This is a genomic window from Anaerotruncus rubiinfantis (assembly GCF_900078395.1).
Lineage (GTDB): Bacteria > Bacillota > Clostridia > Oscillospirales > Ruminococcaceae > Anaerotruncus > Anaerotruncus rubiinfantis.
Genome location: NZ_FKLA01000008.1, coordinates 518,429 through 545,199 on the forward strand (window position 1 = coordinate 518,429; position 26,771 = coordinate 545,199).

At 56.7% G+C, this 26,771-nt stretch carries 25 protein-coding genes and 1 pseudogene; 19 read left to right on the forward strand and 7 right to left on the reverse strand.

What is annotated here, in order from left to right:
• Window positions 1–263: 263 nt before the first annotated feature.
• From BN4275_RS04965 to BN4275_RS04975, 3 genes are read left to right on the forward strand one after another with little or no spacing between them, the layout of a single operon-like run.
• Window positions 264–1,673: an MBOAT family O-acyltransferase gene (locus tag BN4275_RS04965; RefSeq protein WP_066454765.1), complete on the forward strand. Its 1,410-nt coding sequence runs from the start codon at window positions 264–266 to the stop codon at window positions 1,671–1,673.
• Window positions 1,674–1,697: 24 nt separating this feature from the next.
• Window positions 1,698–3,392 (forward strand): DHHW family protein, encoded by a 1,695-nt coding sequence (locus tag BN4275_RS04970; RefSeq protein WP_066454771.1) that lies wholly within the window; start codon window positions 1,698–1,700, stop codon window positions 3,390–3,392.
• 24 nt (window positions 3,393–3,416) lie between these two features.
• Window positions 3,417–4,472 carry a TRAP transporter substrate-binding protein gene (locus tag BN4275_RS04975; RefSeq protein WP_066454774.1) on the forward strand — a complete coding sequence of 352 codons (1,056 nt, stop codon included), beginning with the start codon at window positions 3,417–3,419 and terminating at the stop codon, window positions 4,470–4,472.
• Between the two features lie 120 nt (window positions 4,473–4,592).
• On the opposite strand, the gene BN4275_RS04980 is transcribed toward BN4275_RS04975, so the two are convergent.
• On the reverse strand, window positions 4,593–6,809 hold the full coding sequence (locus tag BN4275_RS04980) for a transglycosylase domain-containing protein (protein WP_066454776.1): 2,217 nt from the start codon (window positions 6,807–6,809) through the stop codon (window positions 4,593–4,595).
• Between the two features lie 543 nt (window positions 6,810–7,352).
• Here BN4275_RS04980 and BN4275_RS04990 point away from each other — a divergent pair.
• Window positions 7,353–7,691 (forward strand): hypothetical protein, encoded by a 339-nt coding sequence (locus BN4275_RS04990; RefSeq protein WP_147349465.1) that lies wholly within the window; start codon window positions 7,353–7,355, stop codon window positions 7,689–7,691.
• Between the two features lie 336 nt (window positions 7,692–8,027).
• Window positions 8,028–8,180, forward strand: a pseudogene (locus BN4275_RS16935) (transposase); the annotation flags it as partial.
• Window positions 8,181–8,330: 150 nt separating this feature from the next.
• On the opposite strand, the gene BN4275_RS04995 reads toward BN4275_RS16935, so the two are convergent.
• The 3 genes from BN4275_RS04995 to BN4275_RS05005 all read right to left on the reverse strand — a co-directional run bounded on the left by BN4275_RS04995 (window position 8,331) and on the right by BN4275_RS05005 (window position 12,528).
• Complete coding sequence (locus tag BN4275_RS04995) at window positions 8,331–11,123, reverse strand: N-acetylmuramoyl-L-alanine amidase (protein ID WP_161940182.1); 2,793 nt, start codon at window positions 11,121–11,123, stop codon at window positions 8,331–8,333.
• A 28-nt stretch (window positions 11,124–11,151) separates the two neighbouring features.
• The gene (locus BN4275_RS05000) at window positions 11,152–11,370 is read right to left on the reverse strand and encodes a hypothetical protein (protein WP_066454788.1); all 219 of its coding nucleotides are present in this window, start codon (window positions 11,368–11,370) and stop codon (window positions 11,152–11,154) included.
• 69 nt (window positions 11,371–11,439) lie between these two features.
• Window positions 11,440–12,528: a nucleoside recognition domain-containing protein gene (locus BN4275_RS05005; RefSeq protein ID WP_066454790.1), complete on the reverse strand. Its 1,089-nt coding sequence runs from the start codon at window positions 12,526–12,528 to the stop codon at window positions 11,440–11,442.
• A gap of 119 nt (window positions 12,529–12,647) precedes the next feature.
• Here BN4275_RS05005 and BN4275_RS05010 point away from each other — a divergent pair, with 119 nt between their 5' ends.
• From BN4275_RS05010 to BN4275_RS05055, 10 genes are all read left to right on the forward strand, one after another.
• Window positions 12,648–12,944, forward strand: coding sequence for a YabP/YqfC family sporulation protein (locus BN4275_RS05010; protein ID WP_158572868.1), 297 nt, complete (start codon window positions 12,648–12,650; stop codon window positions 12,942–12,944).
• A gap of 22 nt (window positions 12,945–12,966) precedes the next feature.
• On the forward strand, window positions 12,967–14,181 hold the full coding sequence (locus BN4275_RS05015; RefSeq protein WP_242863576.1) for a sporulation protein YqfD: 1,215 nt from the start codon (window positions 12,967–12,969) through the stop codon (window positions 14,179–14,181).
• A 167-nt stretch (window positions 14,182–14,348) separates the two neighbouring features.
• Window positions 14,349–15,326: a PhoH family protein gene (locus tag BN4275_RS05020; RefSeq protein WP_066454805.1), complete on the forward strand. Its 978-nt coding sequence runs from the start codon at window positions 14,349–14,351 to the stop codon at window positions 15,324–15,326.
• A gap of 86 nt (window positions 15,327–15,412) precedes the next feature.
• A complete protein-coding gene (gene ybeY / locus BN4275_RS05025; protein WP_066454806.1) occupies window positions 15,413–15,922 on the forward strand; it encodes an rRNA maturation RNase YbeY in 510 nt (169 codons plus the stop codon).
• On the forward strand, window positions 15,915–16,415 hold the full coding sequence (locus BN4275_RS05030) for a diacylglycerol kinase family protein (protein WP_066454808.1): 501 nt from the start codon (window positions 15,915–15,917) through the stop codon (window positions 16,413–16,415). The genes ybeY and BN4275_RS05030 overlap by 8 nt, the downstream gene beginning before the upstream one ends.
• An 11-nt stretch (window positions 16,416–16,426) precedes the next feature.
• Window positions 16,427–17,338 carry a GTPase Era gene (gene era, locus BN4275_RS05035; protein WP_066455026.1) on the forward strand — a complete coding sequence of 304 codons (912 nt, stop codon included), beginning with the start codon at window positions 16,427–16,429 and terminating at the stop codon, window positions 17,336–17,338.
• 110 nt (window positions 17,339–17,448) lie between these two features.
• Window positions 17,449–17,631, forward strand: a complete 183-nt coding sequence (locus tag BN4275_RS17460; protein WP_066454809.1) for a hypothetical protein — start codon at window positions 17,449–17,451, stop codon at window positions 17,629–17,631.
• A complete protein-coding gene (gene recO / locus BN4275_RS05045) occupies window positions 17,585–18,340 on the forward strand; it encodes a DNA repair protein RecO (protein WP_066454812.1) in 756 nt (251 codons plus the stop codon). Before BN4275_RS17460 ends, recO begins: the two co-directional genes overlap by 47 nt.
• Window positions 18,341–18,344: 4 nt before the next feature.
• Window positions 18,345–20,726 carry an endonuclease MutS2 gene (locus BN4275_RS05050; RefSeq protein WP_066454815.1) on the forward strand — a complete coding sequence of 794 codons (2,382 nt, stop codon included), beginning with the start codon at window positions 18,345–18,347 and terminating at the stop codon, window positions 20,724–20,726.
• Between the two features lie 87 nt (window positions 20,727–20,813).
• Window positions 20,814–21,113: a hypothetical protein gene (locus BN4275_RS05055; protein WP_242863566.1), complete on the forward strand. Its 300-nt coding sequence runs from the start codon at window positions 20,814–20,816 to the stop codon at window positions 21,111–21,113.
• 56 nt (window positions 21,114–21,169) lie between these two features.
• Here BN4275_RS05055 and BN4275_RS05060 read toward each other — a convergent pair whose 3' ends face one another.
• The 3 genes from BN4275_RS05060 to BN4275_RS05070 all read right to left on the reverse strand — a co-directional run bounded on the left by BN4275_RS05060 (window position 21,170) and on the right by BN4275_RS05070 (window position 22,622).
• Window positions 21,170–21,412: a helix-turn-helix transcriptional regulator gene (locus BN4275_RS05060; protein WP_066454828.1), complete on the reverse strand. Its 243-nt coding sequence runs from the start codon at window positions 21,410–21,412 to the stop codon at window positions 21,170–21,172.
• Window positions 21,413–21,588: 176 nt separating this feature from the next.
• Window positions 21,589–22,323, reverse strand: coding sequence for an elongation factor P 5-aminopentanone reductase (gene ymfI / locus BN4275_RS05065; protein WP_066454837.1), 735 nt, complete (start codon window positions 22,321–22,323; stop codon window positions 21,589–21,591).
• A gap of 53 nt (window positions 22,324–22,376) precedes the next feature.
• Window positions 22,377–22,622, reverse strand: a complete 246-nt coding sequence (locus BN4275_RS05070; protein ID WP_066454840.1) for an IreB family regulatory phosphoprotein — start codon at window positions 22,620–22,622, stop codon at window positions 22,377–22,379.
• A gap of 208 nt (window positions 22,623–22,830) precedes the next feature.
• Between BN4275_RS05070 and BN4275_RS05075 the strand changes: the two genes are divergently transcribed.
• The 4 genes from BN4275_RS05075 (at window position 22,831) to BN4275_RS05090 (ending at window position 26,732) form a co-directional block, all read left to right on the forward strand.
• Complete coding sequence (locus BN4275_RS05075; RefSeq protein ID WP_066454842.1) at window positions 22,831–23,499, forward strand: FadR/GntR family transcriptional regulator; 669 nt, start codon at window positions 22,831–22,833, stop codon at window positions 23,497–23,499.
• A 190-nt stretch (window positions 23,500–23,689) separates the two neighbouring features.
• Window positions 23,690–25,141, forward strand: coding sequence for an NAD(P)/FAD-dependent oxidoreductase (locus BN4275_RS05080; RefSeq protein WP_066454844.1), 1,452 nt, complete (start codon window positions 23,690–23,692; stop codon window positions 25,139–25,141).
• Window positions 25,138–26,376, forward strand: a complete 1,239-nt coding sequence (locus BN4275_RS05085) for an NAD(P)/FAD-dependent oxidoreductase (protein WP_066454845.1) — start codon at window positions 25,138–25,140, stop codon at window positions 26,374–26,376. Before BN4275_RS05080 ends, BN4275_RS05085 begins: the two co-directional genes overlap by 4 nt.
• Window positions 26,370–26,732 carry a DUF1667 domain-containing protein gene (locus tag BN4275_RS05090; RefSeq protein ID WP_066454850.1) on the forward strand — a complete coding sequence of 121 codons (363 nt, stop codon included), beginning with the start codon at window positions 26,370–26,372 and terminating at the stop codon, window positions 26,730–26,732. The genes BN4275_RS05085 and BN4275_RS05090 overlap by 7 nt, the downstream gene beginning before the upstream one ends.
• Window positions 26,733–26,771: the final 39 nt, after the last annotated feature.

Below are 26,771 nucleotides of genomic sequence, written 5' to 3' on the forward strand. Positions count from 1 at the left end.
ATTCTGCAATTCACAAACATAGTCTAATACTACCGTAATTGCATGGAAAAAACAAGCCGTACTAGAAAATTCCACTTTATTATTTGGCAGGTTCTGTGTATAATAGTAATATCATGCGCGGCCCTGTTGGGGACGGTTTCTGTTTCAAGGCAAAAGCGCTCCCCTCGGATGGCGGCGGGGCTTATCCGGCGCACTGGTTTTTGCCGCCGCTGCGGTGTAGATTGTTCTGCCGCCTGTTCATGCGGGCGGTCAAGGAGAAATAAATGGTTTTTGCAAATCTGCTGTTCCTGTATCTGTTTTTGCCGCTGAATTTGCTGTTTTACTTTCTTTCCCAAAAAATTGTATACCGCAACCTGGTACTGGTCTGCTTCTCATTCCTATTTTATGCGTGGGGCGAGCCGGTCTGGGTTTTTTTGCTTATGACCTCGGCCGCGTTTGACTATATGCATGGGCGGCTCATCGAACGGTACCGTGGTTCCTGGGTGGCGAAAGCGGCGGTCGTTTCGTCGCTCTGTCTCAATCTGGGACTGCTTATCACCTTCAAATACAGTGGATTTCTGGTGCAGAATCTGAACGCTATTCTGGGGACGGCGTTCCCGGTTCCCGCGTTTGCATTGCCGATCGGCATCTCGTTTTACACCTTCCAGACCATTTCCTATGTCATCGACGTCTATCGCGGAGACACCAAGGCGCAGCAGAACCCAGTTTACTACCTGCTTTACCTTTCGATGTACCATCAGCTGGTGGCGGGGCCAGTTGTGCGCTACGCCGACGTGGCGAGTGAAATACGGCACCGCACCGTCGACGCCGCAAGCTTTTCCGAAGGCGCGACGCGGCTTATCTATGGGCTGTGCAAAAAGGTAATCGTCGCAAACGCGGCTGGAAAGCTGGTGGATCAGTATATGGGCGCTGGGCTTTCGGGCCTTTCGGTGGCGGGGGCCTGGTTCGGCGCACTCATGTTTACGCTGCAGATCTATTACGATTTTTCCGGCTATTCCGATATGGCCATCGGACTTGGACGGATGTTCGGTTTTCATTATAAGGAGAACTTCAACTATCCCTACATCGCGAAATCAGCCACCGAGTTTTGGCGCAGGTGGCATATTTCGCTCTCCTCGTTTTTCCGGGATTATGTCTATATTCCGCTCGGCGGCAACCGCAAGCATCAGTACCTGAACCTTCTGGCGGTGTGGTTTTTGACCGGTTTCTGGCACGGAGCAAGCTGGAATTTCATTCTGTGGGGACTTTATTTCGGCTTTTTCATCGCGCTGGAAAAGAAATTTTTGCTGGGGATTTTGCAGCGGCTCCCGGCCGTTGTCCAGCATCTTTATCTGTTATTGATCGCGGTTGTCGGATGGGTGCTTTTCTATTTCACCGACATGAAACGGCTGGGCGGCTACCTTTCGGTGATGTTCGGCCTTTCGGGAAACCGGCTGTGGGACAGCCAGGTCGAAATCACCCTGCTCAACAACCTTTTCTGGCTGATTTTGGCGGTCGTGTTCTGCCTGCCGATTGTCAAGGAAATCAAGCGGGAGGTGAGTGAGCGGATGAATGCGGGCCGCATCCAGGTCGCCCTGTGCGGGCAGGCGTTCATAAACCTGGCGCTGCTGCTTATCTGCACCGCCCAGCTTGTTGGGCAGAGCTACAATCCGTTTCTTTACTATCGATTCTAAAATCCTTCCGACTGGAGATACCGCATGAGAGACCGCAACAAAAAATCAGAACCATATCGCTACCGGCCGCCTGCCGCAGGCGGATCGCCGCGTGTGGCGCGCCCGGAGGATACGCGGGAACGGTATTATCTGCTGATCCGATTAAAGCTTTCCATGGAATGGCTGCGGCGGGTTTCCTGGGTGAATATCGCTGTGTTCCTATGTGTGCTGGGGATGTTTTTCCTGGGTGGGATCTTCCTGCCGAAACCGGAATTTTCTCAGGTCGAGAAACGGGATCTTGCCAAGCTCCCGGAATTTTCGGCAGAAACACTGTTTTCCGGGGAATATACCCGCGGGTTGGAAACTTACTTCGCGGACACCTTCCCGCTGCGCGAATGGTTTGTAAGTTTTTCCGCTGTGATCGATGAAGCGCACGGCATCCGGAAGGACGATGTGCGTATCGTGCATAACGGCGGCATGAATGAGGTCCAGGATGTGCCAGTCACAGCGTCCGGCGACGCCAAAGCGCCTGCTCAGCCGGAAACGGACGCCGTTTCCGCCGCCGAAGCGTCTTCGGGGGCTTTTGCGCCGTCCGAAACGGATATGCCCGAGAGCAGCGCACCGGAATCTCCGGCGCCTTCCGAACCGGCCGCGCCCCAGGACGACGGCACGGGTGAAGCGAGCACGATCAGCAATGGCATCCTGGTTTATAAGGGCCGGGCGATGTCGCTCTTCGGCGGGCTGCCCGCCAACGGCGAATGGTATGCGCAGGTTCTGAATGCCTATCACGAGGAACTGCCGGATGTGCAGATTTATAATATGGTGATCCCGACGGCGGGCGAGTTCTATGTACCGGAACGGTACCGCGACCTCACCCAGAGCCAGAAGGCGATGATTGACCACATCTACAGTACGCTCGACCCGGCGATCAAACAGGTGGATGCCTGGACGAAGCTTGCCGAGCACACCAGCGAATATATCTATTTCCGTACTGACCACCACTGGACCGGGCTGGGCGCTTATTATGCCTACACCGCTTTCTGCGAACAGGCAGGCTTTGAACCGCTTTCGGTCAGTGACTTTGAAACGCGCAGGCTCACCGATTTTATCGGCACCATGTATGCGCAGACGCAGGATTCCACACTGCTCAAAGAACCGGATTATGTGGACTATTATCTTTTCAAACAGCCATACACGGCCGAACGGTTCATGCCAAACGCGCCGTATTATCCGATCCGGCACAACCTGTGGGGCGAATATGCGCAGAGCCCAAACAGTTATTCGGTTTTCCTGCAGGGTGATTTCCCGCTGATCCAGGTGCATACAGGCATCCCGAACGGACGCAAAATCATGGTGGTCAAGGAATCGTTCGGCAATGCGTTCGCGCCCTTTTTGATCAATCACTACGAAGAAGTTTATATCGTTGACCAGAGGTACTTCCAGCTTGGCGCGGTCGATTTCATCAGGGAACATGGAATCAACGAGCTTGTCTTTGCCAACAACACCTTTGCGGCATGCACACCGTACCACATCCGCTGCATTGACAACCTGCGGCATCAGGTCTTTGTCCCGCCGGCGCCGGAACCCGCAAAGGAAGAACCTGCTGAACTCAAAACGGAGGAAAAGCCGAAAAAGCAGCAGATGGAGAAATCCTCCTCCGAAGTGCAGCCGGACGATGAGGAAGAGATGGACGACCGAGAACGGTCTGCCAAAAAGAAGAAGAACATGGACGGCGGATAAATTCCGAAAAAGGGGGTGCGCGCCATGTGCAAAGCAAAGAGAACTGTAATCCTGTTGCTTTCGGCGATGCTGGTTTTGGGCGGGTGCGCCTCTGGCACAGCTGAAATGCGGCAGATTTCGGTGAAGATCACCCGCAGCCTGACCATGCAGGTGAGTGAAAAGGACGCGATGGTGCGTGAGGAGGCGGAGCGCTTCGCTGCGCGGGTTTCTGAATTGAGCGGCGGGATGCTCGAAATCGAGGTGCAAAGCGGTTTTCCAGATCATGAAACGGTGGCGTCGGGAGAGGCGGATTTCGCGTTCCTCAGCAACATTCAGATGGCGCAGGCGAACAGCCTGTTCGGGATGCTTTCGCTGCCGTTTACCTATGACGACTATAACCATATGAGCATTGCGCTCAATTCGGAGGAGATGCTCACGCTGCTGACCGACCGGCTTGCCGGCACCAATCTGCTGCCGCTGATGGCGCTCTATAACGGTACCTCCTGCCTGGTCACCAATCGTGGGGAGCTGCGGGTGCCTTCTGATTTTCGGGATCTGGCAATTGCGATGCGCACCGACAACGCTGAAAAAATCCGAATGTTTGAGGTGCTTGGCGCACGGGTGCTGCCGTATTCGCATACCTCGCTCGTGCCAATGCTTGGGCAGGAGGTGGAAATCCTGCCGGATGATTTGACCAAGCCCGGCGACCTTGTCACGATCGATACGATTGAAGTTGACCTCGAACAGGCGCTCCAGCTGCTGTCCGATCCTGATTCGCTCTATTTGATCCGTACCTTCCACAATCTTTCGCCGCTCTGGCTGGTGGCCAATCAGGAGGCCTTCGCAAGCCTTTCCGCATGGGAACAGGCAGTGGTGCGCGAAGGCTTGGCTGGGTTGCTGGCGCAGATGGAACTGCGGCGGGAAGGGCGCGACCGGGAACTTCTTGCGCAGATGGTGAATATGGGGATCGAAATTGTGGACATCGAACGACCGGAAATCGGCGTGGCGATTTATGGCTCGAGCGGGACCGGGACCGACAAATACACGCCGCCTGCCGCGTTCGACCGGCGGGTCTACCAGATGATTCAGAACTTTTCATAAAAAACAGCCGCTTTGCGGCTGTTTTTTCGCACTGGGCAGGGCGCGCAATCAGCATGTATCCGCCTGCGTGAAAACTAAAGACAGGAGGCTGCCTACGGCAGCCTCCTGTCTTTAGTTTGATTAATCTTCGTCGTCAATGATCTTGAGATCGTCCTTATCTTCCTTTTCCTTCTGCTTCAACCGGAGCGCGCGCCGCTCGGCGGGAGTGAGATCGTCGAGGTCAATCGAGTCGGTGACATCCGAATGGAGCGTGCAGGTGCCTGGCATGTAGGATTCCTTATACCATCCGATAGCAGTGGTTGGGCAGGTGTCGAGCGCCAAGTCGCCGCTTTCGGTGCAGTAGGCCTTCTCAACCACATTGCCCCAGACAGGGAACTGCTGAACTTCGAGCCCTTCGTGCAGCGGTCCCATAACCGCTTTGAAAACGAGCGGCGGCGGGTAGCTGGAATAGCGGATGCGTTCCGGGGTGTCGTAGCCCATCCAGACAGCGCAGACATAATAGGGCGTGCAGCCGATAAACCACTGGTCGCGGTCGTCGTCGGTGGTTCCAGTCTTGCCTGCAACCGGCATGGTGGAAAATTTTGCACCCGCGCCGGTTCCGTAAGGCCCGGTGGTGACCCGCTGCATCAGTTTGTTGACGATGGTGGCGGTTTCCGGGGTGATGACCCGGCGCGGCGTAATGTCGCGCTCAAGGATCGTTTCTCCGTTCGCGTCGAGCACCTTGGTGTAGGCATATGGCTTGGTGAAATAACCGCCGTTCGCGTATATCTGGTAAGCGCCCGCCATTTCAAGCGCCGAGACGCCGTTGGTGAGCCCGCCGAGCGCCATCGGGAAGAGATCGACGTCTCCGAGAATCCGTCCGTCGACCACCTGCCGTTCAACCAGCGTTTCCATGCCGAGCTTGTCGTGCAGGAAATCGAAAGCGCGGCGGGGGGTTATGATCTCGATCAGCTTGACCGGGATGGTGTTGGTTGAGCGCTGGATCGCTTCATCGATGGTGATCGGCCCCAGGTAACGGCCATAATGGTTGACCGGCCAGTCCTTGTCGTTGAGTTTGATGGGGGAGTCCTCCAGCTTGGTGGACCAGGTGACCACATCGTTTTCGATCGCCTGCAGATAGGCGGAGATCGGCTTGATCGACGATCCGCACTGGCGCAGCGACTGGGTAGCGCGGTTGAGCGCGCGGGAATATTCCTTCTCACCGATGCCGCCCGCGACCGCGAGCACCTTACCGTTTGGATCGGTGACCACACAGGCCGACTGCGGGTATTCTTCATTGTAGACGGTCTGAGGGAAGTTCGCGACATCTTTATAATAGGCCGAAAGGCTGTCCTGCATCTGCTGGTTTACAGTCGCATAGATGCGGTAACCGCCGTTAAAGACCTGGCTCTGCGCATAAGCGTAAGTGTAGCCTTTTTCCGATACCAGATCGGCGATTACCTCCTCGATGAGATGGTCGACAAAATCACTGTAGATAATATTCTTTTTGGCGTAGGCGATGTCCTTTTGGAAAACGAGTTTCTCATTGACAGCATCCTCGTATTCCTTGTCATTCAGATAGCCCTGGTCGTGCATCTCCGCAAGGATATGCTCCTGACGCTCCTTGTTGTCATCGGGGTTTACAAACGGGTCATACCGGCCGGGAAACTGGGTGATGCCGATGATGGCTGCCGATTCAGCTACCGAAAGCTCGTTTACATCCTTACCGAAATAGGTATTGGCGGCCGCCTGCACGCCGTAGCAGGAGTTCGCATAGTAGACGGTATTGAGGTAGGCCTCCAGGATCTGCTGTTTGGAATAGCGTTTTTCTAGGTTCAGCGCGCGGAAGATCTCCTGCACCTTGCGCTCAATGCGCAGGTCATCATCCCCGGTGACATTCTTGACCACCTGCTGGGTGATGGTCGAACCGCCCTGCTGGGTGTTATAGATGGGGACAAAGAGGTTCACGAATGCACCAAAGGTGCGCTTCCAGTCGACGCCCTGATGCTCCCAGAAGCGCTTGTCCTCAATTGCGACCAGTGCTTCGACCATGTGCTCAGGAATCTCATCGTAGGATACCCATATCCGGTTTTCCGCGGTCTGCAGGCTCTGCAGTTCGTAAGGTTCACCGGTCGCCGGGTCATCGGCATAGATGATGGTGGTGTATTTGAGCGGGAGGTTGTCGAGGCTGACCTGGTCGTCCGAATTGATGTAGCGCAGGATATAGACGGTCAATACCGAAGCCACGATACAGCCAGTGATGATACCGACCATGATAAGCGCAGCAATCACGCGGCCAATGTTGGCAAACGTCCCTTTGACGATGCTGCCAACAGAATATTTTTTGTTAGACCCCATTCGGTAGAATCCTCCTTACAGATGAGCGCAATGCAGAGACCTTTTTTACTGGGATTACATATCTATAGAATAGTATGCCATAAAACAGAGAAAAATGGATGATGCATTTGCATATGGGATATTCTCCCGCAAGAGCGAAGCGCGCGGCGGGAGAATTGCGCGCTGGGGCGGGAGCGCCAAAGGCGCGGATCGTCCCGCGCATAGCGGTATAATAACCGCATTGGAAAAAGGCCATGCGGATATTCTCCCGCAAGAGCGAAGCGTGCGGCGGGAGAATTGCGCACTGGGGCGGGAGCGCCAAAGGCGCGGATCGTCCCGCGCCTAGCGGTATAATAACCGCATTGAAAAAAGGCCATGCGGTTATTATACCACAGAATAAAGGTAAAGTGTTACAGTTTTTTAAACGAATGAGGCAGGCGCTTCGGAAAAACAAAAACAGGGAACCGCTTACTGAATATTTTACCTAAACAGTGTGCAAAATATTGTAAATCAATTCATCCAAATGGATTTTTGGCCGATCCCGGAATGAGGTGTAGTTTTAAGATGCGTAATGCAGTGATATTGACGCTTGTAGGAATTCTGGTGGTGTCCCTGATCACAATCGGAGTCGCCTATGCGGTGCCGCAGACGGTTCCGCCAGAGATGACCTCCTCCAGCATGCCTGAACCGCCGCCGATTGAAGATACCACGGGGTATCCATATCTTCTGCGCAATTATGAAGGGAAGCTGGCGGTATTTACCGATGATCTTGTGCAGCCGGACATGGTGTTCGACGTATATGTCCGCACCCTGCCGGAACTCGACCAGCAGGAGCTGCAACGGGGCGTGCGGGTGCAGAGCTATGAGGAGCTCACCGCGCTGATTGAGGATTATATCAGCTAGCCAACCACAACATCTGGTGGTTGGAGACAGATGTAACCGCTTTGTAATCTTTCCCTTGTTTTTGTTACTATTTTGTTACCGCTTTGTAATCTAAAAAGGCGGATTTTATCCCTTGCGTATCATATAATAAAAACAGGTTAAGACTTCAATTACTTGAAAGTCTTCCTCCTGAAAAATCAGTTTTGAAAAATGCGTAAGGTCTGATCAGCCTTAACTCCCCACAATTAAGCGGTTGTACGAGCAGCCGCTTTTTTGCTGCCATTTTTCCGAAAACCGCCGGGCCTGATAGGGTCCGGCGGTTTTCATTATGACTTTCGCTAAGAAAAGGATAAACGGAAAAGAATAGAAATTATAGAGTGGCGTATGATGCCCGACCACATCTATCTGCTCCTCCGTATACCGTCAAAGCAGAGTGCGTCGCAAATCATGGGATATCTAAAAGGAAAAAGTGCAATGATGATGTTTGAGCGGCATGCAAATCTAAAGTACATACCACCGTGGCTTGAACAAAGTGAAAGCCAGCGTCTTTTAGGCGCTGGCTTCTCTTATGGCCTTATAGACGGCCCCTCATGCCACCCATCTTAAGGGTGTAATGACTGTAAAATAACTGGCGGCTGCGAAGGGTGGCAGCCCTTCGTGTCAATCCCCGAAGTAGGCGAGCACCGCATCCGCGACGGCGTTCGCGTAGCGGTACATGGCCTGTTCATTTGCAATCTCCTCGTACTCGGACGGGTTGCAGATGTAACCCGATTCGATCAGCACGGCGGGCCGCGCGGTCATCATCGTGACCCGGTACCAGGACCACTGGGCCCACCGCAGCTTGCGGCCGGTGTCCTGCGAAAGGTTTTCTCCAATCGCCTGCGCGAAGGGTTCCGACTGGCTGTTGTAATAATAAACCTCAATGCCCGAAACGTCATTGGAATCGACGTTCTCTCCGAGTGAATTGTGATGGCTCGAGATGAATACGTCCGCGTCGAGCGTCTCGGCGAGCTGGATACGGTCGTTCAGGGTCATTGTCTCATCCGCCTGGGCCACATGGACCTCGGCGCCGAGTGCCGCAAAGCGGCTTTGCAGGGCGTAGGAATTTGCAAGGTTGAGGGTCTTTTCCATCGGGCCCGTCTCACCCGGAATACCAAGCGCCCCGGGGTCGGTGCCGCCGTGACCCGGATCGAGCAGGATGGTTACGCCCGCGAGCGGTGTGGCGGTGTCTTTGAGGAGCGCCGGCTTTTTGCGCAGATAAATAATGGTATCGTCGTTTTCGAACTGAACGTCCCAACCGAGCAGGTCGACGCCCTGGGCCAGGGTGAAGGTCAGCGTAAGACTCTGATCCTCACCGATTTCACTGTCGATCGATTCGCAGAGTTGGCTTTCGAGCCCCTTGGCATTGAGCTTTTCAAAACCTGTGATGTTCTGTAGGGTCACGGTGAGCTTCCCATCCACGAGCTCGCCTTTGAAGTATGGCCGCGCCGTGCCGGTAAGAATGATCTTTTCGCCCTTTGGCACGCGTGAAAGCGAGATGGCGGTGACATTGTTTTGCGCGGTCACGGCGCCTTCCGGGATATCGACGCTCGATTTGGGGACGTAGTCGCCTGTAACCAGCTTGTAATAGCCGCCGCGTGGGTTTTCGGCAATCTCCACGACGCAGTCCTTTTTCAGCAGGGTGGAATAATCGCCGTCGTCCTTGCCGTTTTGGCTGATGGGCGAGAAGTTTTTCATCTTTGCGACCGGGACAATCCCTTCGCCGGTTACGAAGACCTCGCCCGCCGACTGCTGGGAGGAATTCATGCCCGCATAGTTGAGGTTATAGGTGATGGGCCCCAGTTTTTTGACCTGTCCGGCAACCGCGACAGAGGAAAGGTCAAGCGTGGCTTGGTAGGTCATTGCAATGCCGTTCTGGCTCGCGGCGGAAAGCGGTTCAAGCGTTTGGGTGAGCCCGCCGACCGAGGCGGTCACAGTGCCACCCGCCGGTGCGACGCAGGAAAGCTTGAGCACGTCGCCGTCAAGCACAACTTCGGCAGCGGACGGGTAGAGGTCGGATTTCTGGATGGAATCGATCGTCGCGACGGCGCCGGATGGCTGCGGGCGTACGATCGTCACAGTTTTGGTGGCGCCGCCCTGCGAAAAGGAATAGGTATTGGTTCCATAGGGGACGTTCACAAGCAGTCCCCAAAGCCCTGTTTGGGGACTGCGGGAAACCTCCTGCCCGTTATAGAGAAGCGGCTGAGAGGGATCGGAGGTGCCGGTGATAAAATACTTGTCATAGGAGGTGGTGAGCCGTTGGGCCGGCCGGGTCACCGCAAAGGTCTGGGGATAGCTGAGATCCGGCATCATTGCGGACGGTTCCTGCGCGAAGGTGGCCGCAACCGAATAGGCGGCGACCCGCGCCTCGGTGTTCAGCGCGCCATAGTTGCTGACCACCACGCCGTCGGCGTTATGCTGGCGTTCGAGAAAAAGTCCGTTGTCGATCACATGCAGGAAGGCGGTGCCGTCGTCCACCGCATGCAGCGGGTAGTAGGCGGCAGAACCGCTGTCCGCACAGCGCAGATCCCAGGCGGAAAGTTCGGCCGCATAGGCCGCCGCGTCGTTCACGGTGGAGGCCGGGACAACCGGCACCACAAAATCGAGATCGCCGTTTTGCAGCGGCAGGGCGGAAAGATCGCGCATCCCGTTTTCCGGCAGGACCGCGCCGCTGTTCACCACCAGCCCAAGCCGCTGGCTGTCCTTGTGCTTTACCGCGTCATGGGCGTACCCCACAGCATTGGCAAGGTCTTTCGCATAGTCCTGCGCGTCGTACGCCTCGGAATCCACTCCGCTGAGCAGCACGCCCGCGACGTCATAGTTGGCGGTCAGCTCTTCGGTGATTTTGCCGACCAGTTTCTGCACGCCGGTTTCTGCGGGATTGAGCCTGCCCGCCGAGACCCAGGATGGGTTCTTTGCGGCGGGGGAATCGGTGGAAACTTCGGCCGCAAGGTGAAATGGATTGACGACCGCGTAGATCTGAATATTCTTTTCCTTGCAGATGTTGACCAGGTATTTGAGCGGGTCGAAGAAGGTGAATTTTCCCTGTTCGCCGGTCCAGAAAGCGCTCGACGGCAGGATGGAGGAGCGGTAGAAGGCGTCGCCCTGCGGCGAAGCTTCAAAAAAAATGGCGTTGTAGCCGTAGGTTTTGGCAAAAGTGGCGAGCTCGTCGAGTTCGTCCTGCAGGATCTTTGCCGGAAGGCCGGGAGCGCTGGGGAAATCGGCGTTGTCCTGCGTGCGCACGGTCAGCGCGCGCAGCTCCCCCTGCGGGGCAGGGATGCCGTCGGGATAGGTCTTGCGGGGAATCTCCCCGAAAAAGAGCTCGCTGGCGGCGAGCACTGTAACGGTCAAAAGGACGGTCGCCAGCGAAACGGCCAGCGTGCGCCAGATGACGTGTCTTTTTGAATGATTCATCATCGTTTCATTCCTTCAATCGATTTGTTCAAAGCGAAAAATCCGATTTATCAAATTTCGGCAGTGCGTTCGGGCGCTTTGGGACCCGTTTGAGCGGAGCATATTGGTATTTCCTGCAGGAGTCGTACGGATTGCTGACCCCTTTTTTTTCACAGAGCACCGTCTTGCCGTCCCGCGTGAGGAAACCGTATTTGCAGTATTCGCATGCCGGTGGAATTTCTTTAGAGAACAACGATAGTTTACCCATTTTGAACCTCCGCGATTTTTGAAATCATATCGTTACAATTATACCGTATGTTTTCGACAATTTCTATGGCTAATTATGAATTCTCCCGCGCTGCGGCAGGATGAGGATGGTGCACATCGCGATGAGGCATGCGCAGGTGAAGAGCATGTTCGGTGTGGCCTGCGGTACCGGACGGGAGACCATTGCGCCCGCGGCCAGCTCTGCGGGAGGGATAAGCCGGTAGCCGAGCGCGGCCAGCAGGCTGGTGATGCCGCCGTGCAGGAGACGCGACCGGTAAAATTTACCGAAGGAAATTTCCGTTTCGGTCGGAAAACAGCTCTTTACCTGGAAGATGATGCTTATGGAGGAAAAGGAAACCAGGAACGCGCAGAGCACAAATCCCTGGAAGGTGTGCAGCCCGGCCGCGGCGATGCAACCGTTTGTGACTTCAAGCAGCCCAGTGAGCGCCGCTGAAAAAAAGCGTTCCCCAAGCGCCGGGAAAAAGGAGGCCAGGACTCCGGTGAGCAGCCGGAAAACGCCGAATGCGTCGAGCAGCGCCGCCAGCGCGGAAAAGGCCACCACAAACGCGCAGATGCCGATCATCCCGGCGGCCGCGCCGCGCACACTCTCGACAAACGCATCTTTGGAAGGCGTTTGCAAAACCGGCGGAAGCCGGATGTTTCCACCGTGAAAATGCAGGAATCCTACCGTGAGCGATGAAAGAAGCTGCGCGCCGAGCAGTACCAGCCCGGCGGTCCTGCTGCCGAGCATCCCCGCTCCGACGGCGGAGATGAGAAACGAAGGCCCAGCATTCACACAGAAACAGAGCGCGCGCTCGGCGGTATCGCGGCTGATCTCCCGACGCGCGAGCATTTCGGAGAGCATCTGCGCGCCGACCGGGAAGCCGCCCACAAAACTCATCAGCAGCACCGAGCCAAGTCGTTCGGGAAGCCCCATCGGCCGGGTGATGAGGCCGACGCAGCGGCTAAGCAGGGGCCCGGCCGAAGTGCGGGAGATGAGCCCTGCCAGAATCATAAATGGAAAGAGCGATGGGATCAGCACGTTTGCGCAGTTTAAAAGGCCCGTGCGCACTCCGGCGCAGACCTCCTGCGTCTTCCACAAAAGCCCCGCGGCCGCCACCGCCGCGAGCGCCGTCCAAACCCATCCGTACCGTTTCATTCCCAACGCCTCCACCGCCTCATAAATTCCCATGTTTTTTAATAGATATGAAGAGAAGCGTACAAGAATGACCGGGACGTTCCCACTTGCGCGAACAGGCCCGTATGGAGGAATCGGATATGTTTAAAAAGAAACGCGGACAGGAGCAGCGGCCCACCTTCGCCGACCAGCTCACCCGGCTGACCGGGCTGCCGGTCGACGTGGTGGAGGGGCTTCCGGAAATCGAGCTGCTGGGGAATAAGGAAGCGGTGATCGAGCACTGCCAGGGGGTGCTTGAATATAACGATAAGGTCATCCGGCTCAATACCGGCAAGCTGAACCTCAAATTTACCGGCAGAAACCTGCAGCTCAAAAGTATGACCGACAGCAGTGTGGTGGTGGAGGGTTATTTCACTTCCATCGAATTCACAAATTAGGGGGCCGGCCGCTTTGTACATCGTGAAACTGCTGCGCTTTTTGCGCGGCTATGTGCGTTTTTTTGCACGCGGCGGTTCGATAGAACGGTTTATCAACCTCTGTGCGCACCACGGCATCCCGACCTGGGGATGCCGCAAGACCGAGGAGCATTTCACCGGGTACACCTCCGCGAACGGCTACCGCCGGATGCACCGCCTCTCCCGGAAAGCGGGCGTACGCCTGCGCGTGGGCGAACGGCACGGCCTGCCGTTTCTGACCTTCCGTTACCGCAGGAGGATCGGCATCACGGCAGGCGCGGTCCTGTTCGCGCTGGCGATGCTCCTGTCCCAGCAGTTCATCTGGGTGGTGCAGGTAGAAGGCAACGAATCTGTGGATACACAGCTTTTGCAGAATGCGCTTTCGGAGGCGGGTGTTCGCCGCGGAGTGCTCAAGCACAATGTGGATACCGGATTTGTGGGGCGGGAGATGATGCTCCGGGTGGATGATCTGTCGTTTGCAGCCGTCTATCTGCATGGCACGACCGCGACGCTGGTGGTGCGCGAACGGGCGAAGCCCCCGCGGAAGATCGACACCGGCGTGCCGGCGAACGTCGTGGCGTCGCAGGACGGGCAGATCAAGCGGATGGAGGTGACCGACGGGGTCGCGGTCTGCAAGGCCGGGGACGCGGTGCGCGCGGGCGACCTGATTGTGAGTGGCGTATACGAGGACCGCTGGGGCCTCACGCACTTTATGCGCGCGAACGCGAAGGTGATTGCGCATGTGCCGCAGTCGCTCGAGGTGCAGGTGCCGCTTTTGCAGGAACAGGTGCGGCAGACCGGAAAAGTGACCCGCCGCCGGTATCTGGAGGTGATGGGCCTTCGGGTTCCGCTCTTTCTTTATCATGGGCTGGAGGGGGACTATAAGCTCGAGCAGACCTGTCTGCATCCGACGGTGTTTGGGATGGAGCTGCCGTTCGAGATATCTCGGGAGACTTATATTTTCTACGAACGCGACGAACAGGAGATCAGCCCCGAGCTTGCGCTGCGGATGGCCGAGCGGGAGCTGCTCAAAAAAGAACAGGCCGCTTGGGGGGATGCAATCCTCATGCGGCAGGCTGCGGCCTCTACCGAAAACGGCATACTGACCCTGCGGGGGGAGTACGTCGTGGAGGTGGATATTGCTGAACAGGTGGAGATTCCGGTTCACGACCGAAAGAACCTGGAGGACCCGAAACCGATCCGAGAAGGCGGATATTAGGGAAAAATAACTAGGGAAGTTTCACAAAATATTCATAAATTTATGTGAAATATGCTTGTTATCTTTCCGACAATTTGCTATACTGTTAAATGGAAACGCAGAGATACGCCAGCACTGTGAAAAAACGGTGAAATCTGGCGGGCTTCCAAAAGGATGGATTAAAAAACATGATCGAACAGTTGGTAGATATCGACCGCATGGAACATGCGCTGGCGCTTTTTGGGAGCTTCGACGAAAATGTGCGGCTGATCGAACAGGAATACAGTGTAACGGTCACTTGCCGAGGCACCGAAATCAAGGTGTTTGGCGATGAGGAAAAGGTTTCGCTCGCGGTGCGCGCGATCACCGGCCTGCTTTCGCTCATCAACAAAGGCGAGGCAATCACCGAGCAGAATGTGCGCTATGTCATGGCCATGGTGAGCGAGGGCACCGAGGAAAAAGTCGCGGCGCTTTCGGACGACGTGGTCTGCATCACGACGGCGGGCAAGCCGGTCAAGGCGAAAACTCTTGGACAGAAGAAATATATCCAGGCCATCCGTGAAAATACCATCACGCTGGGCGTCGGCCCGGCCGGCACCGGAAAGACCTATCTTGCGGTGGCGATGGCGGTGCGGGCTTTCCGCGCGCATGAGATTAACCGGATTATCCTGACCCGCCCGGCGGTCGAAGCGGGCGAAAAGCTCGGCTTTCTGCCGGGCGATCTGCAGAACAAGGTCGACCCGTATCTGCGGCCGCTTTATGACGCGCTGTTCGATATGCTCGGCGCGGAGAATTTCCAGAAATATGTCGAGCGCCAGCAGATCGAGGTTGCGCCGCTCGCCTACATGCGCGGGCGCACGCTCGACGACAGCTTCATCATCCTCGATGAGGCGCAGAACACCACGCCCGAACAGATGAAGATGTTTCTGACCCGCCTGGGCTTTAATTCCAAGGCGATCATCACCGGCGACGTGACCCAGATCGACCTGCCTGACCCGCGCCGTTCCGGGCTTGTGGAAGCGGTGAAAGTCCTGAAAGGCGTAGACGGCATTGCGGTTATCCACTTTACCGAAAAGGATGTCGTGCGCCATCACCTGGTGCAGGAGATCATCAAAGCATATGAAAAATATTATCACGCGAACGCCCACCAGAGGCGGCCCGGATGATGCGTATATCAATCAGCAGGCATGACGTGCGCCGATGCAAAAAACACTGCGCGGCGGGAAAAATACAAGGAGGGCAATCAAACAAAATGGCAGAGAGTATCAAGGTCCTGATTTCAAACAGACAGAAAGAAGTGAAAATCCCCAGCGGTATCCGTTTGCTGATCAGGCGTTGCTGCCATGCGGTTTTGCTTTCGGAGGATTTTCACGAGAACGCGGAGGTGAGCGTCAGCTTTGTGACCGACGAACAGATCCGTCAGCTCAACAAGGAATTCCGCGATAAGGATATGCCGACCGACGTGCTTTCCTTCCCGCTCGGGGAGAACGGCGTCTACGACCGCAATATGGAAACCGGCGCGCTGCAGTTGGGGGATATCGTCATCTCGATCGAACGCGCGTTTGCACAGGCGCGGATGTATGGGCACACCCTGCAGCGGGAGATCGGTTTCCTGACTGTGCATTCGATGCTGCACCTGCTCGGTTATGATCACGAGGCGGGCGGGCTCGAACAGGTGCGCATGCGCGAGAAGGAGGAGAGCATCCTTGCAAGCCTCGGGCTGCGCCGGGATGCAAGCTACGTGCTCGACGAGGATGAATAACAGGATTCGCAGCCTGGCCAAAAGCTTTGCCTGCGCCGCGTCAGGGATGAAATATTGTGTGCTCTGCGAGCGAAACTTCCGCATCCACCTGGTCGCGACGGCCTACGTGCTGGCGCTGGCGCTGCTGATCGATGTGGACGGGACGGATTTTGCAATTTTGCTTTTGACTGCTGGGGCCGTGATCGTCATGGAGATGGTCAACACGGCGGTGGAGGCGGTGGTGGACCTTGCGTCGCCGCAGGTGCATCCGCTCGCGCGGGTAGCCAAAGATGTGGCGGCGGGTGCGGTGCTTGTCGCGGCGTCGGTCAGCGTCGGGATCGGCTGTTCGCTGCTCTGGCGTCCCGCGAAGCTGCTGCTGCTCGCAAAAGCGGCGCTGGCGGCTCCGCCCGCCCTCGCCGCGTTCGTTTTGTCCGCCGCGTTTTCGGTCTGGTTTATCTTCTACAGCGGACAGCGCAAGGACGCCGGTACAAAAGAATCCGGCAGCTCCAAATGAAAGGAAAATTTATGAATTATACGGAACCTCAGTATGAGACAAAATCGGCGTTCGTTGCCATTGTCGGCAAGCCGAACGTGGGAAAATCGAGCCTTCTCAACGCGTTGGTCGGGGAAAAGGTGGCGATCGTCTCGAATAAGCCGCAGACCACCCGCACCCGGATCACCGGCGTGCTGACAAAGGACGACACCCAGTTCGTGTTCATCGATACGCCGGGCCTGCACAAGCCTCGCACCAAGCTTTCCGAATATATGAACCAGCAGGTGACCGACAGCGTCGCGGACGTGGATGTCGCCGTTCTGGTGGTCGAACCCATGGGGGAAATCCACAAGGCCGAACAGGATCTGATCGCATCCTTTAAAACGCAGCGCATCCCGGCGATCCTCGCGATCAACAAGATCGACACCGTCAGCGCAAAAGAAAAGCTGATGAGCCGGATTCTGGCCTTTTCACAGGCATATGATTTTGAGGCGATCGTGCCGATTTCGGCGCTTCGCGGGGACGCGGTGGACGAGCTGCTCGGAGAGCTTGCGAAATTCGCGGCCCCGTCGCCGTTTTTCTTTGACGCGGACACGCTGACCGATCAGCCCGAACGGGTGATCGTGGCGGAAATCGTGCGGGAGAAGCTGCTGCGGAGCCTGCGCGAGGAAATCCCGCATGGCACGGCGGTCGCGGTGGAACGAATGAAGGAACGCGAAGGCGGCGGTATCTTGGACATCGAGGTGCAGATCTACTGTGAAAAAGATTCCCACAAGGGAATGATCATTGGCAAGGGCGGAGAGATGCTCAAAAAAGTCGGTTCGCAGGCGCGCGAGGATATCGAGCGGTTTTTGGGCTGCAAGGTGAACCTCAAGTGCTGGGTCAAGGTCCGGGAGGACTGGCGCAACCGCGAAAACATCATCCGTTCGTTCGGATACAACTAAAATTTCGTTTGTCAAGTCCAAATTGTTGGAAAGCCTGATAGACTTTCCCTCTGATATCGTCCGTTGCATCGGAAAAGATAATCCCAACAAGATGTTGGAGGGATGTCCCGATGGAACAGAACGCACAGAACGCTTACGAACAGTTTTTGCAGACCGGAAAGGTATCCGATTATCTGCGCTATACTGAGATTTTGCATTCCGGCGCATCGGGCGTACCGGTGCCGCCGCATCCGACGGGAGAACACAGTGCATATTACGACCGACGCGATCGTTCTGCGGGAGCGCGCGGTTGACGAGTTCGACAGCGTGCTCACTTTGCTTTCGAAGGAACGTGGAATCATATCAGCTTACGCACGGGGAGCCAGGAAGCCGCGCGCAGCCCTCAGGGCCTGCGCGGAGCTGCTTAGCTACTCGTGTTTTGTGCTGTTTGAAAACCGGCAGAAGTATACGGTGGACAAAGCGGATCTGAACCGGATGTTCATGGGGGTGCGCGGCGATGTGGAAAAGCTTTCGCTCGCATCGTATTTCTGCCAGCTCACGGCGGAGGTCGCCCCGCATGAGGAAAATGCGGAAGGCTATCTGCGTCTTCTCCTAAACAGCCTGCACCTGCTCGACCGGGACAAACGTACCTGCGTCTTCATCAAACCGGTTTACGAGCTGAGGCTCCTTACAATGGCGGGTTTCATGCCCAACCTTGTAGGATGCTGTTCCTGTGGGAACTACGAGGCGGAGCGGATGCTTTTTCTGCCGCGGCTTTCGCAGATTATCTGTGGGGACTGCGCGCCCGAAACACTTCCGGAAAATGAAATCGCGGTGCCGCTTTCCAAAAGCGTGCTGGCTGCGATGCGGCATATCATCTATGCGGATTTTGGGAAACTGTTCGGTTTTACCGTCTCCGACGAGACGCAGCAGAACCTGAATGAAATCACCCAGCACTATGTGATGGTGCAGCTTGACAAACGCTTCGACACGCTGGATTTTTATCTGGCCATGAGAGGATAGACAGATGGATAAATATTGCAGAGCAATTGAACTCGATAAGATTTTAAACCGGCTCGCGCAGCACTGCGGCTGCGCGGACAGCAAAGACGCCGCGCTGGCAATCGCGCCGGCGTACGAGCTGCGGGACGCGAAACGCCTTTTGCAACTCACGGTCGATGCAAATACCTTGACCAACCGGTACGGCACACCGTCGATCGGCTCGGTTGAAAACTGCGGCGCGGCGTTAAAGCGCGCACAGGTCGGCGCGCGGCTTTCGCCGCGCGAACTGCTGGATGTGGCAAGGGTGCTGCGCGCGATCGAAACGATTGAACGCTGGCACGACCAGCTCGAAGGCGAGCCGACCAGTCTGGAAGGGCTCCTTTCGTCGGTGATCGCGCTGCCGACCCTTTATCGCGGCATCACGACTGCGATCCTGTCGGAGGAGGAGATCTCCGACCGCGCGAGCCCGGAACTGGCGGATATACGCCGCAAAATCCGGCAGGCCGGCGCGAAAGCCCGCGAGGTGCTCGATAAAATGGTGCGCTCGGCCACCTATCAAAAGTATTTGCAGGAGAATATCATCACCCAGCGCGACGGGCGTTTTGTCGTACCGGTCAAGATCGAATACCGGGGCGAGGTCAAGGGGCTTGTACACGACACCTCCGGCTCCGGCTCAACCGTGTTCATCGAACCGATGGCGGTGGTTGAGGCGAATAACGAGATCCGTATCCTGCAAAATAAGGAACAGCTTGAGATTGATCGGATCCTTTCGGAGCTGTCCGCGCAGGTTGGCGGCTGCGCCGACAGCATCGCGGGAAGTTACGAGGCGATTGTGGAGCTGGATCTCTATTTTGCCAAAAGCCGCCTTGCGGATGAGATGCGCGCGACCATCCCCGTATTCAACGAAAACGGGGTCGTGAATCTCAAAAAGGCGCGGCATCCGCTGCTCGACCAGAAGAAGGTCGTTCCGATCGATCTGCGGCTCGGCGACGGATTCGATACGCTGGTTGTTACCGGCCCAAACACCGGAGGCAAGACGGTTGCGATCAAGACGCTCGGTTTGCTCGCAATGATGGCCCAGTGCGGGCTGATGCTGCCCGTCTCGGACGGGAGTACCCTGCCGGTTTATGAGAAGCTGCTGGTCGATATCGGTGACGAACAGAGCATTGAGCAGAGCCTTTCCACCTTTTCGGCGCACATGACCAACATCATCCGCATCCTTGCCGAAGCGAATGAAGATTCTCTTGTGCTGCTCGATGAGCTCGGAGCGGGCACCGACCCGGTCGAAGGCGCGGCGCTTGCCGTTGCGATCATCGAACAGCTGCGGGAGCAGGGCGCGCGGATCGTCGCAACCACCCACTATGCCGAAATCAAGATGTACGCGCTCAACACCGATGGCGTCGAGAACGCCTGCTGTGAATTTGACGTGGCCACCCTGCGGCCGACCTACCGGCTGCTGATTGGCGTACCGGGGCGTTCGAACGCTTTCGCGATCAGCGAACGGCTTGGACTGCCCGAAGCGGTGATCGAGAACGCAAAATCCCATGTCTCGAACGAGAACGCACGGTTTGAGGATGTGGTCAGCCAGCTGGAAGGCACCCGGCAGGAGCTCGAACGCGAGCGTAAGCTCGCTGAGAGTCAGCGGGTCGCGGCGCAGCGCACGAGCGAGGAGGCTGACAGGCTCCGGAAAAACGCGGAAAATGAACGGGAACGAGAGCTCGAGCGGGCGCGGGTGCAGGCGCGGGGCATTGTCGAGCAGGTGAACGCCCAGGCGGAAAAGCTGCTCGATGAGCTGGAAGAACTGCGCAAGCAGAAGGACAGCGAGGACTTTAAGGAGCGGATCGCCCAGACAAAGATATCCTTCAAGGCGGATATGCGCAAACTCCAGGATCTGGCCGACCCGGTCACCCGCAAGAACCCGGAAAACTATGTGCCGCAGCGGCCGCTTAAACGCGGCGATACGGTGCGGCTTATTTCGCTTAACAAAGAAGGCATCCTGCTTTCCGCCCCGGACGGGCAGGGCTTTGTCAACGTGCAGGCGGGCATTATCAAGACCAAGGTGCACCAGAGCGAGGTGCGCCTCGTTGACAACAAGGATAAGCGGGTCACTTTGAATAATTCCAGCGTGAACACCCGCAGCGTGACCTCCAAGGCGAAGCGGGAGGTCAAAACGGAGGTTGACCTGCGCGGCATGACCGTTGGAGAGGCTTTGATGGAGCTTGACCGGTATCTCGACGGCGCGGTGCTTTCGGGCGTGACAACCGTCACAATTATCCACGGGAAAGGCACCGGAGCCCTGCGTGCGGCCGTACAGGAGCACCTCAAAAAACACAGGAGCGTCAAGCGGTTCCGTATGGGCGTCTATGGGGAAGGCGAATCAGGCGTGACGGTGGCGGAACTCAAATAGGTTCGCTTTACAGCCTATGGAATTTGTGTTATGATATATTTGGTAACGTATAATTTTACAAATTTAAGATAGATGGAGAGATGTATATTGGAAAAGAAGATTACAAAACCAGGCACGCTCCAGTTTAAGGGCCGTCCGCTGGTGCGCTGTGACAAGACGATCTATTATGGGGACATGGGCGACAAATATGTCGCAATGCTCCAGATCCTCGGTGAAGAAAAGGTCGGGGAGGAGCTGCTCCCCAGCAAGGTTTCTGTGCAGATCTGGTCGACTGACGACGAACTGCGCCCGCGTGACCGCGTGATCAAAAAAACCGAGAAGAGCAACCTCTACGACGCGCTCAACATCGCTTCGATCTGGCTGGAACGCCAGCTCGACCAGAAATAAAAAGAAGAAATGCCGGGAAGCCTTGTGCTTCCCGGCATTTTTTATCGTCCGATTCCTCAGTCAGCCGCCCCTTCTGCAATCTGCGGACGGTCGGTCAGTCCGAGCAGATAGTCCTGTGTCACAAGAAAGTACGCGGAGAATTTTTCAAGTTCTTCGGTGGATACGGTCGCTTTGCCGTTGGTGAGGTCCTCGATGTGCTTTTCACTGACATTCAGAGCCATTGCGAGCGCACGCGGGGTGAGCTCCTCCTTTTGCGTCAACAGCAGCAGCCGTTCGCCAAAGGTTTTTCTGCTAAACATGGTAAAAGTTCCTCCTCAGATCTTTGCCTGATACAATCTCAACCGCCAGAGAGCAAGCCCGGCGATTTATTAAGAACAGTATAGCACAAGATACGATCGATCGTTTATGATAAAACACATTTTTGTAGGGATGCACAATCCCTGCCAAATGTTCTGGTATTTTTGCTACTTTGCCGTCAGATGACAAACCCGCCATTGGGGCTGATGACCTGTCCGGTGAGGAAACCAGCCGCGTCCGAGCAGAGATAACAGATCAGCGAAGCCACATCGGCGGGCGTGCCGACTTTCCCGAGCGGCGTTTCCTCGCGCAGCGCCTCCAGCGCGGCTGCGTCGAGCTGTGCGTTCATTTCCGTGGCGATGAGGCCGGGCGCCACGCAGTTGACCGTGATCCCGGAGGGGCCTACCTCCTTGGCCAATGCCTTGGTGAAGCCGATGACCGCTGATTTTGCCGCAGAATAGTGCACTTCGCAGGAGGCGCCCGCGATCCCCCACATTGAGGAGAGGTTCACGATCCGGCCTTCGTGGCGTCGGATCATCTGCGGCAGGACGCACTGGCAGGTGTGAAACATCCCGGTCACGTTTACCGCGAACATCCGCTCCCACTCGCTGGCGGTGAGGTCGGTGAAGAGCTTCTGCTGGGCGATGCCGGCGTTGTTGACCAGCAGATCGATGTGCCCGAAATCCACGGTGGCTTTTTGCACCATCGCCTCGACTGCGGCCCGGTCGCTCACATCGGCCTGATAGACAGCCGCGTCGCAGCCGAGCGCCGCGAGTTCCGAAAGCAGGGATTTTGCCGCATCCTTTCGGGCATGATAATTGGCGGCCACCCGGTAACCTGCCCGCGCGAACTGCAAAGCGGTTTCGCGCCCGATGCCTCGGGAAGCCCCGGTGATGAGCACCGTTTTCGCCATCTTACAAAACACCTCACAAACAAAAGCTCCCGCCATTTGACGGGAGCCGGGATTCAATCGTTCAGGTAGCTTTTCACCAATAGTTGCAACAGCTCGTCGCGGTCGATTTTACGGATAAGCGCGCGTGCGTTGTTGTGCGTGGTGATATAGGTGGGGTCCTCCGAAAGGATGTAACCCACGATCTGGTTGATGGGATTGTATCCTTTTTGGCGCAGCGCGTCGTAAACCGCGGTGAGGATTTCCTTGAGCTGCTTTTCCTTATCCTCATGGATCGAAAAGGATATCGTTGGCTCGTGCATTACATCACCCCTTTCTGTTCGATTTGATATTTCCATTTTACAACAAAATTCGCCGCATGGCAATATGGACATGTAAATTTCACTGAGTTATTGTATGATGAAACTGTTAAGAATATGCGAAACGCTGCCGCGCGGCGATTGACAGGCATTTCCGGGGATGGTATAGTTTGGTCAAACGGTGCGAAGCCGGAACACGGAGGGATTACACTTGGAAGGAAAAACGCTTGCGCAGAAGGCCGCGGATGAGCTGGTGCGGCTCATCCGGGAACAAGGCAGCGCGCCAGGCGACAAACTGCCGAACGAATACGAACTATCGGCGCTGTTGGGTGTCGGGCGCAATACGGTACGCGAAGCGGTACGGATGCTCGCCTCGCGCAACATCGTGGACATCCGGCAGGGCGCCGGAACCTTTGTTTCAGAGAAGATGGGGATCGCGGACGACCCGTTGGGCTTCACGCTGATTGAGGACCGGCGCAGGCTGGTGGCGGATCTTTTGCAGGTGCGCTGCATCATCGAGCCGCAGCTCGCGGCACTCGCTGCCCAGAACGCCACCGCGCAGGATATCGGCGAGCTTGAGCGGCGATGCGGCGAAACCGAGGAGCTTATCGTGGCGAGAACGGATTTTTCCGACGCGGACCGCGCGTTCCATGTGCAGATTGCGCGGTGCAGCCACAATCTGGTCATGTCGAACCTTCTGCCGGTTATCAGCGCGGGTGTGACTTTTTTTGCCGCGCAGACCGAACGGGAGTTTGAACAGACGGTCGCCGCCCACCGCAAAATTTTCGAAGCGATCCGGGACCGGCGCGGCAGCGACGCGCAGCAGGCGATGCAGTTTCATCTGCTCTTCAACCAGAACCGCTTCCTCGATGCGAAATAGCCTTTTTTGCCCATTGGGAATTTTTCATTCCCAATGGGCAAAATCATAGGATGATTTCACTTTTCCTGTTTTGCCGCTCAATTTATAAAAAGCCTGTTATATAAGCGAAAAAGAAAAAATCCACTTGACATAAGGTACATGAAGTGTTATATATAACTTATAAATCATAGGATGATTTGGAGGCGGTCGGATGGAATCATTTGATGTGTTAATCATCGGCGCGGGCGTGATTGGCAGCGCTGTGGCGCGGGAGCTGACCCGCTGCAAGCTCAAAATCGGCGTGCTCGAAAAGAACAGGGATGTCTGCTTTGAAACGAGCGGACGCAATTCCGCCGTATTGCACGGCGGGTTTGCTTATGATACCGGGACGCTCAAGGCGCGGCTCTGCGTGGAGGGGAATCGGGAGTTCGACGCGGCGGCCAGGGAGCTCGACGTGCCGTATAAACGCACCGGGAAGGTATTGGTGGGCAATACGCCCGAGGACCGTGAACGGCTTTTGCAGACGATTGAAACGGGGCGCGTGAACGGTGCGTCCGGTCTTTCGATGATCGATAAAAAGCGGCTGCACGAACTGGTTCCGGCGGTTGTTGGCGAGTTTGCCATGCTTTCCGAGACAAGCGGTATCCTTGACCCGTTCCAATATGCGGTCGCGCTCGCGGAGAACGCCTGCATGAACGGCGCGAAATTCTTCTTCGATCACGAAGTAAATAGTCTTGCACGGGAAGAAAACGCCTGGACGGTGCAGACCAGCCGCGGCGTGCTGCGTGCCCGATGGGTGGTCAATGCGGCGGGGCTCGGCTGCGGGAAGGTGTCTGACATGCTCGGGATCAAAGGCTACCGCATCCTCGGTTCGCGTGGCACCTACATCGTGCTTGACAAGCGCACCGGTTCGCTCTTGCCGATGCCGGTCTATCCGGTGCCAAGCAACACCTATATGGGGATTCACGTTACGCCTACAGTCGACGGGAATGTCATTGTCGGGCCGGACGCCGAATACATTGACGATTTTTCCTATTATGGCGTGCCACAAAAGAATATCGATTATCTCGCCAAGAGTGCGTCCGATCTCTGGCCCTGTATCCGAAAGCCCGATTATATCCGTACATACGCGGGCATCCTGCCCAAATGGGTGACAGAAGACGGCGTGATCCACGACTTCACCATTGAAGTGCGCGACGACCTTGCGCCGAATGCCGTGAATCTTGTCGGGATCGAGTCGCCGGGCCTCACCGCCGCGCTGCCGATCGCCCGTCACGCGATCGGGCTGATCGCCGCGCGTGAACGGCTGCAACCAAATCCGGCCTTCAACCCGCGTCGCAAGGGGATCGTCCGGTTCGCGGAAAAGTCCCCGGAAGAACAGGCTGCGCTGGTCGCGGAGAACCCGGATTACGGAGAGATCATCTGCCGCTGCGAAAAGATCACCCGGGCGGAGATTTTACAGGCGGTGCACAACCCCCTCGGCACGGACACGATGGCAGGCGTCAAATACCGCACCCGGTCGATGATGGGCCGCTGTCAGGGCGGCTACTGTCAGATGCGCATCGCGCAGATTCTGGAGGAGGAGCTGGGCAAACGCCCCGAAGAGGTGCTCTATGCGCGCACCGGTTCCGAAATCTTCACGGGGAAGGTGAGGGAAGCATGATGCAAAAGAAGGACGTCATCATCATCGGCGCGGGCCCGGCGGGGCTTGCCGCGGCCGTTGCGCTCCATAAAAAAGGGGTGCGGGACATCCTGCTGCTCGAACGGGAGAAAACGCCAGGGGGCATCCTGCGTCAGTGTATCCATGACGGCTTTGGGCTGACCCGGTTTAAAACCTCCCTGTCCGGCCCGGAATATGCGCAGCACTTTACTGATGAGGCCGAAACGCTCGAAATTCGCTGCATCACCGGCGCGACGGTGCTTTCGGTCACGCGGGACAAGGTGGTGACCGCCGTTTCACGGGAAGGGCTGCAAAGCTGGCATGCGAAAGCAGTGGTTCTGGCGATGGGATGCCGGGAGCGCACCCGCGGCGCGCTGGCGATCCCGGGAGAACGCCCGGCGGGCGTGTTCACCGCGGGCGTTGCGCAGAGTTATATCAATCTTCATAACCGGATGATCGGCAGGCGGGCCGTCATCTTGGGATCGGGCGACATCGGCATGATCATGGCGCGCCGCCTCACACTGGAGGGCGTGCAGGTGGCGGGGGTTTTTGAAATCCAGCCGTATGCGAGCGGCCTGCCGCGCAATGTCGAGCAATGTCTCAATGATTACGGCATTCCGTTGTATTTAAGCCGTACGGTTACCGATGTCCACGGCCGGGCGCGGCTGACCGGCGTAACCGTTTCGCAGGTGGACGAGAACCTGCGGCCAATCCCCGGCACGGAACAGGATTATGAATGCGATACCCTGATCCTTTCGGTGGGACTCATCCCGGAGAATGAGCTTTCGCTCGATGCGGGTATTGCGCTGGATCCGCGCACCCGGGGAGCAGTGGTCGATGAGCATCTGATGACCGGTGTGGATGGCATTTTCGCGGCGGGGAACGTCCTGCATGTGCACGACCTCGTGGATTTTGTTTCGCTCGAGGCGGAATCGCTGGCCGATTCGGTGGCCGGGTATCTCACGCACGGCGGCCTTCCGGCCTGTCCGCTCGCGGTGAAGGCCGATGAAAACATCGGCTATACAGTGCCGCAGAAGATCAGTGGAAAATCGGATTTCACCTTGTCGCTGCGGGTAAAAAAGCCGATGCGCGACTGTGAGATCCAACTCATCCAGACGGGCAGGACGGTGAAAACCGTCCGGATGCGCAATGCGCTCCCAGCCGAGATGATCCGTATCCCGGTGGAAAAGGAACAGCTCTCGGAGGATGGGGAACTGGAGGTGTGTATCGTATGCTGATGGAATATACCTGTATCATCTGTCCAAACGGGTGTGGTCTTGAAGCGGAGATCGTGGACGGAAAAATTCGTTCCATCAAAGGCGCGCGCTGTGAGCGTGGCCGGATGTATATCGAACAGGAACTGTCCGACCCGCAACGCAACATCGCCACATCGGTGCTGGTGGAAGGCGGGACGCTGCCGCTTTGCAGCGTGCGGCTGTCCGGCCCAATCCCCAAGGGGAAGATTTTTGACGTGATGGCGGAAATTCGCGCGGCCCGTCTTACCGCACCAGTCAAGGCTGGAACGGTCGTGCTTGGAAATGTTCTGGGCCTTGGCCGCGACGTGATTGCCACCAAAAATATACCGGCTGGATAAAAAATCCCCGGAGCGGCATTTTTGCCGTTCCGGGGATTT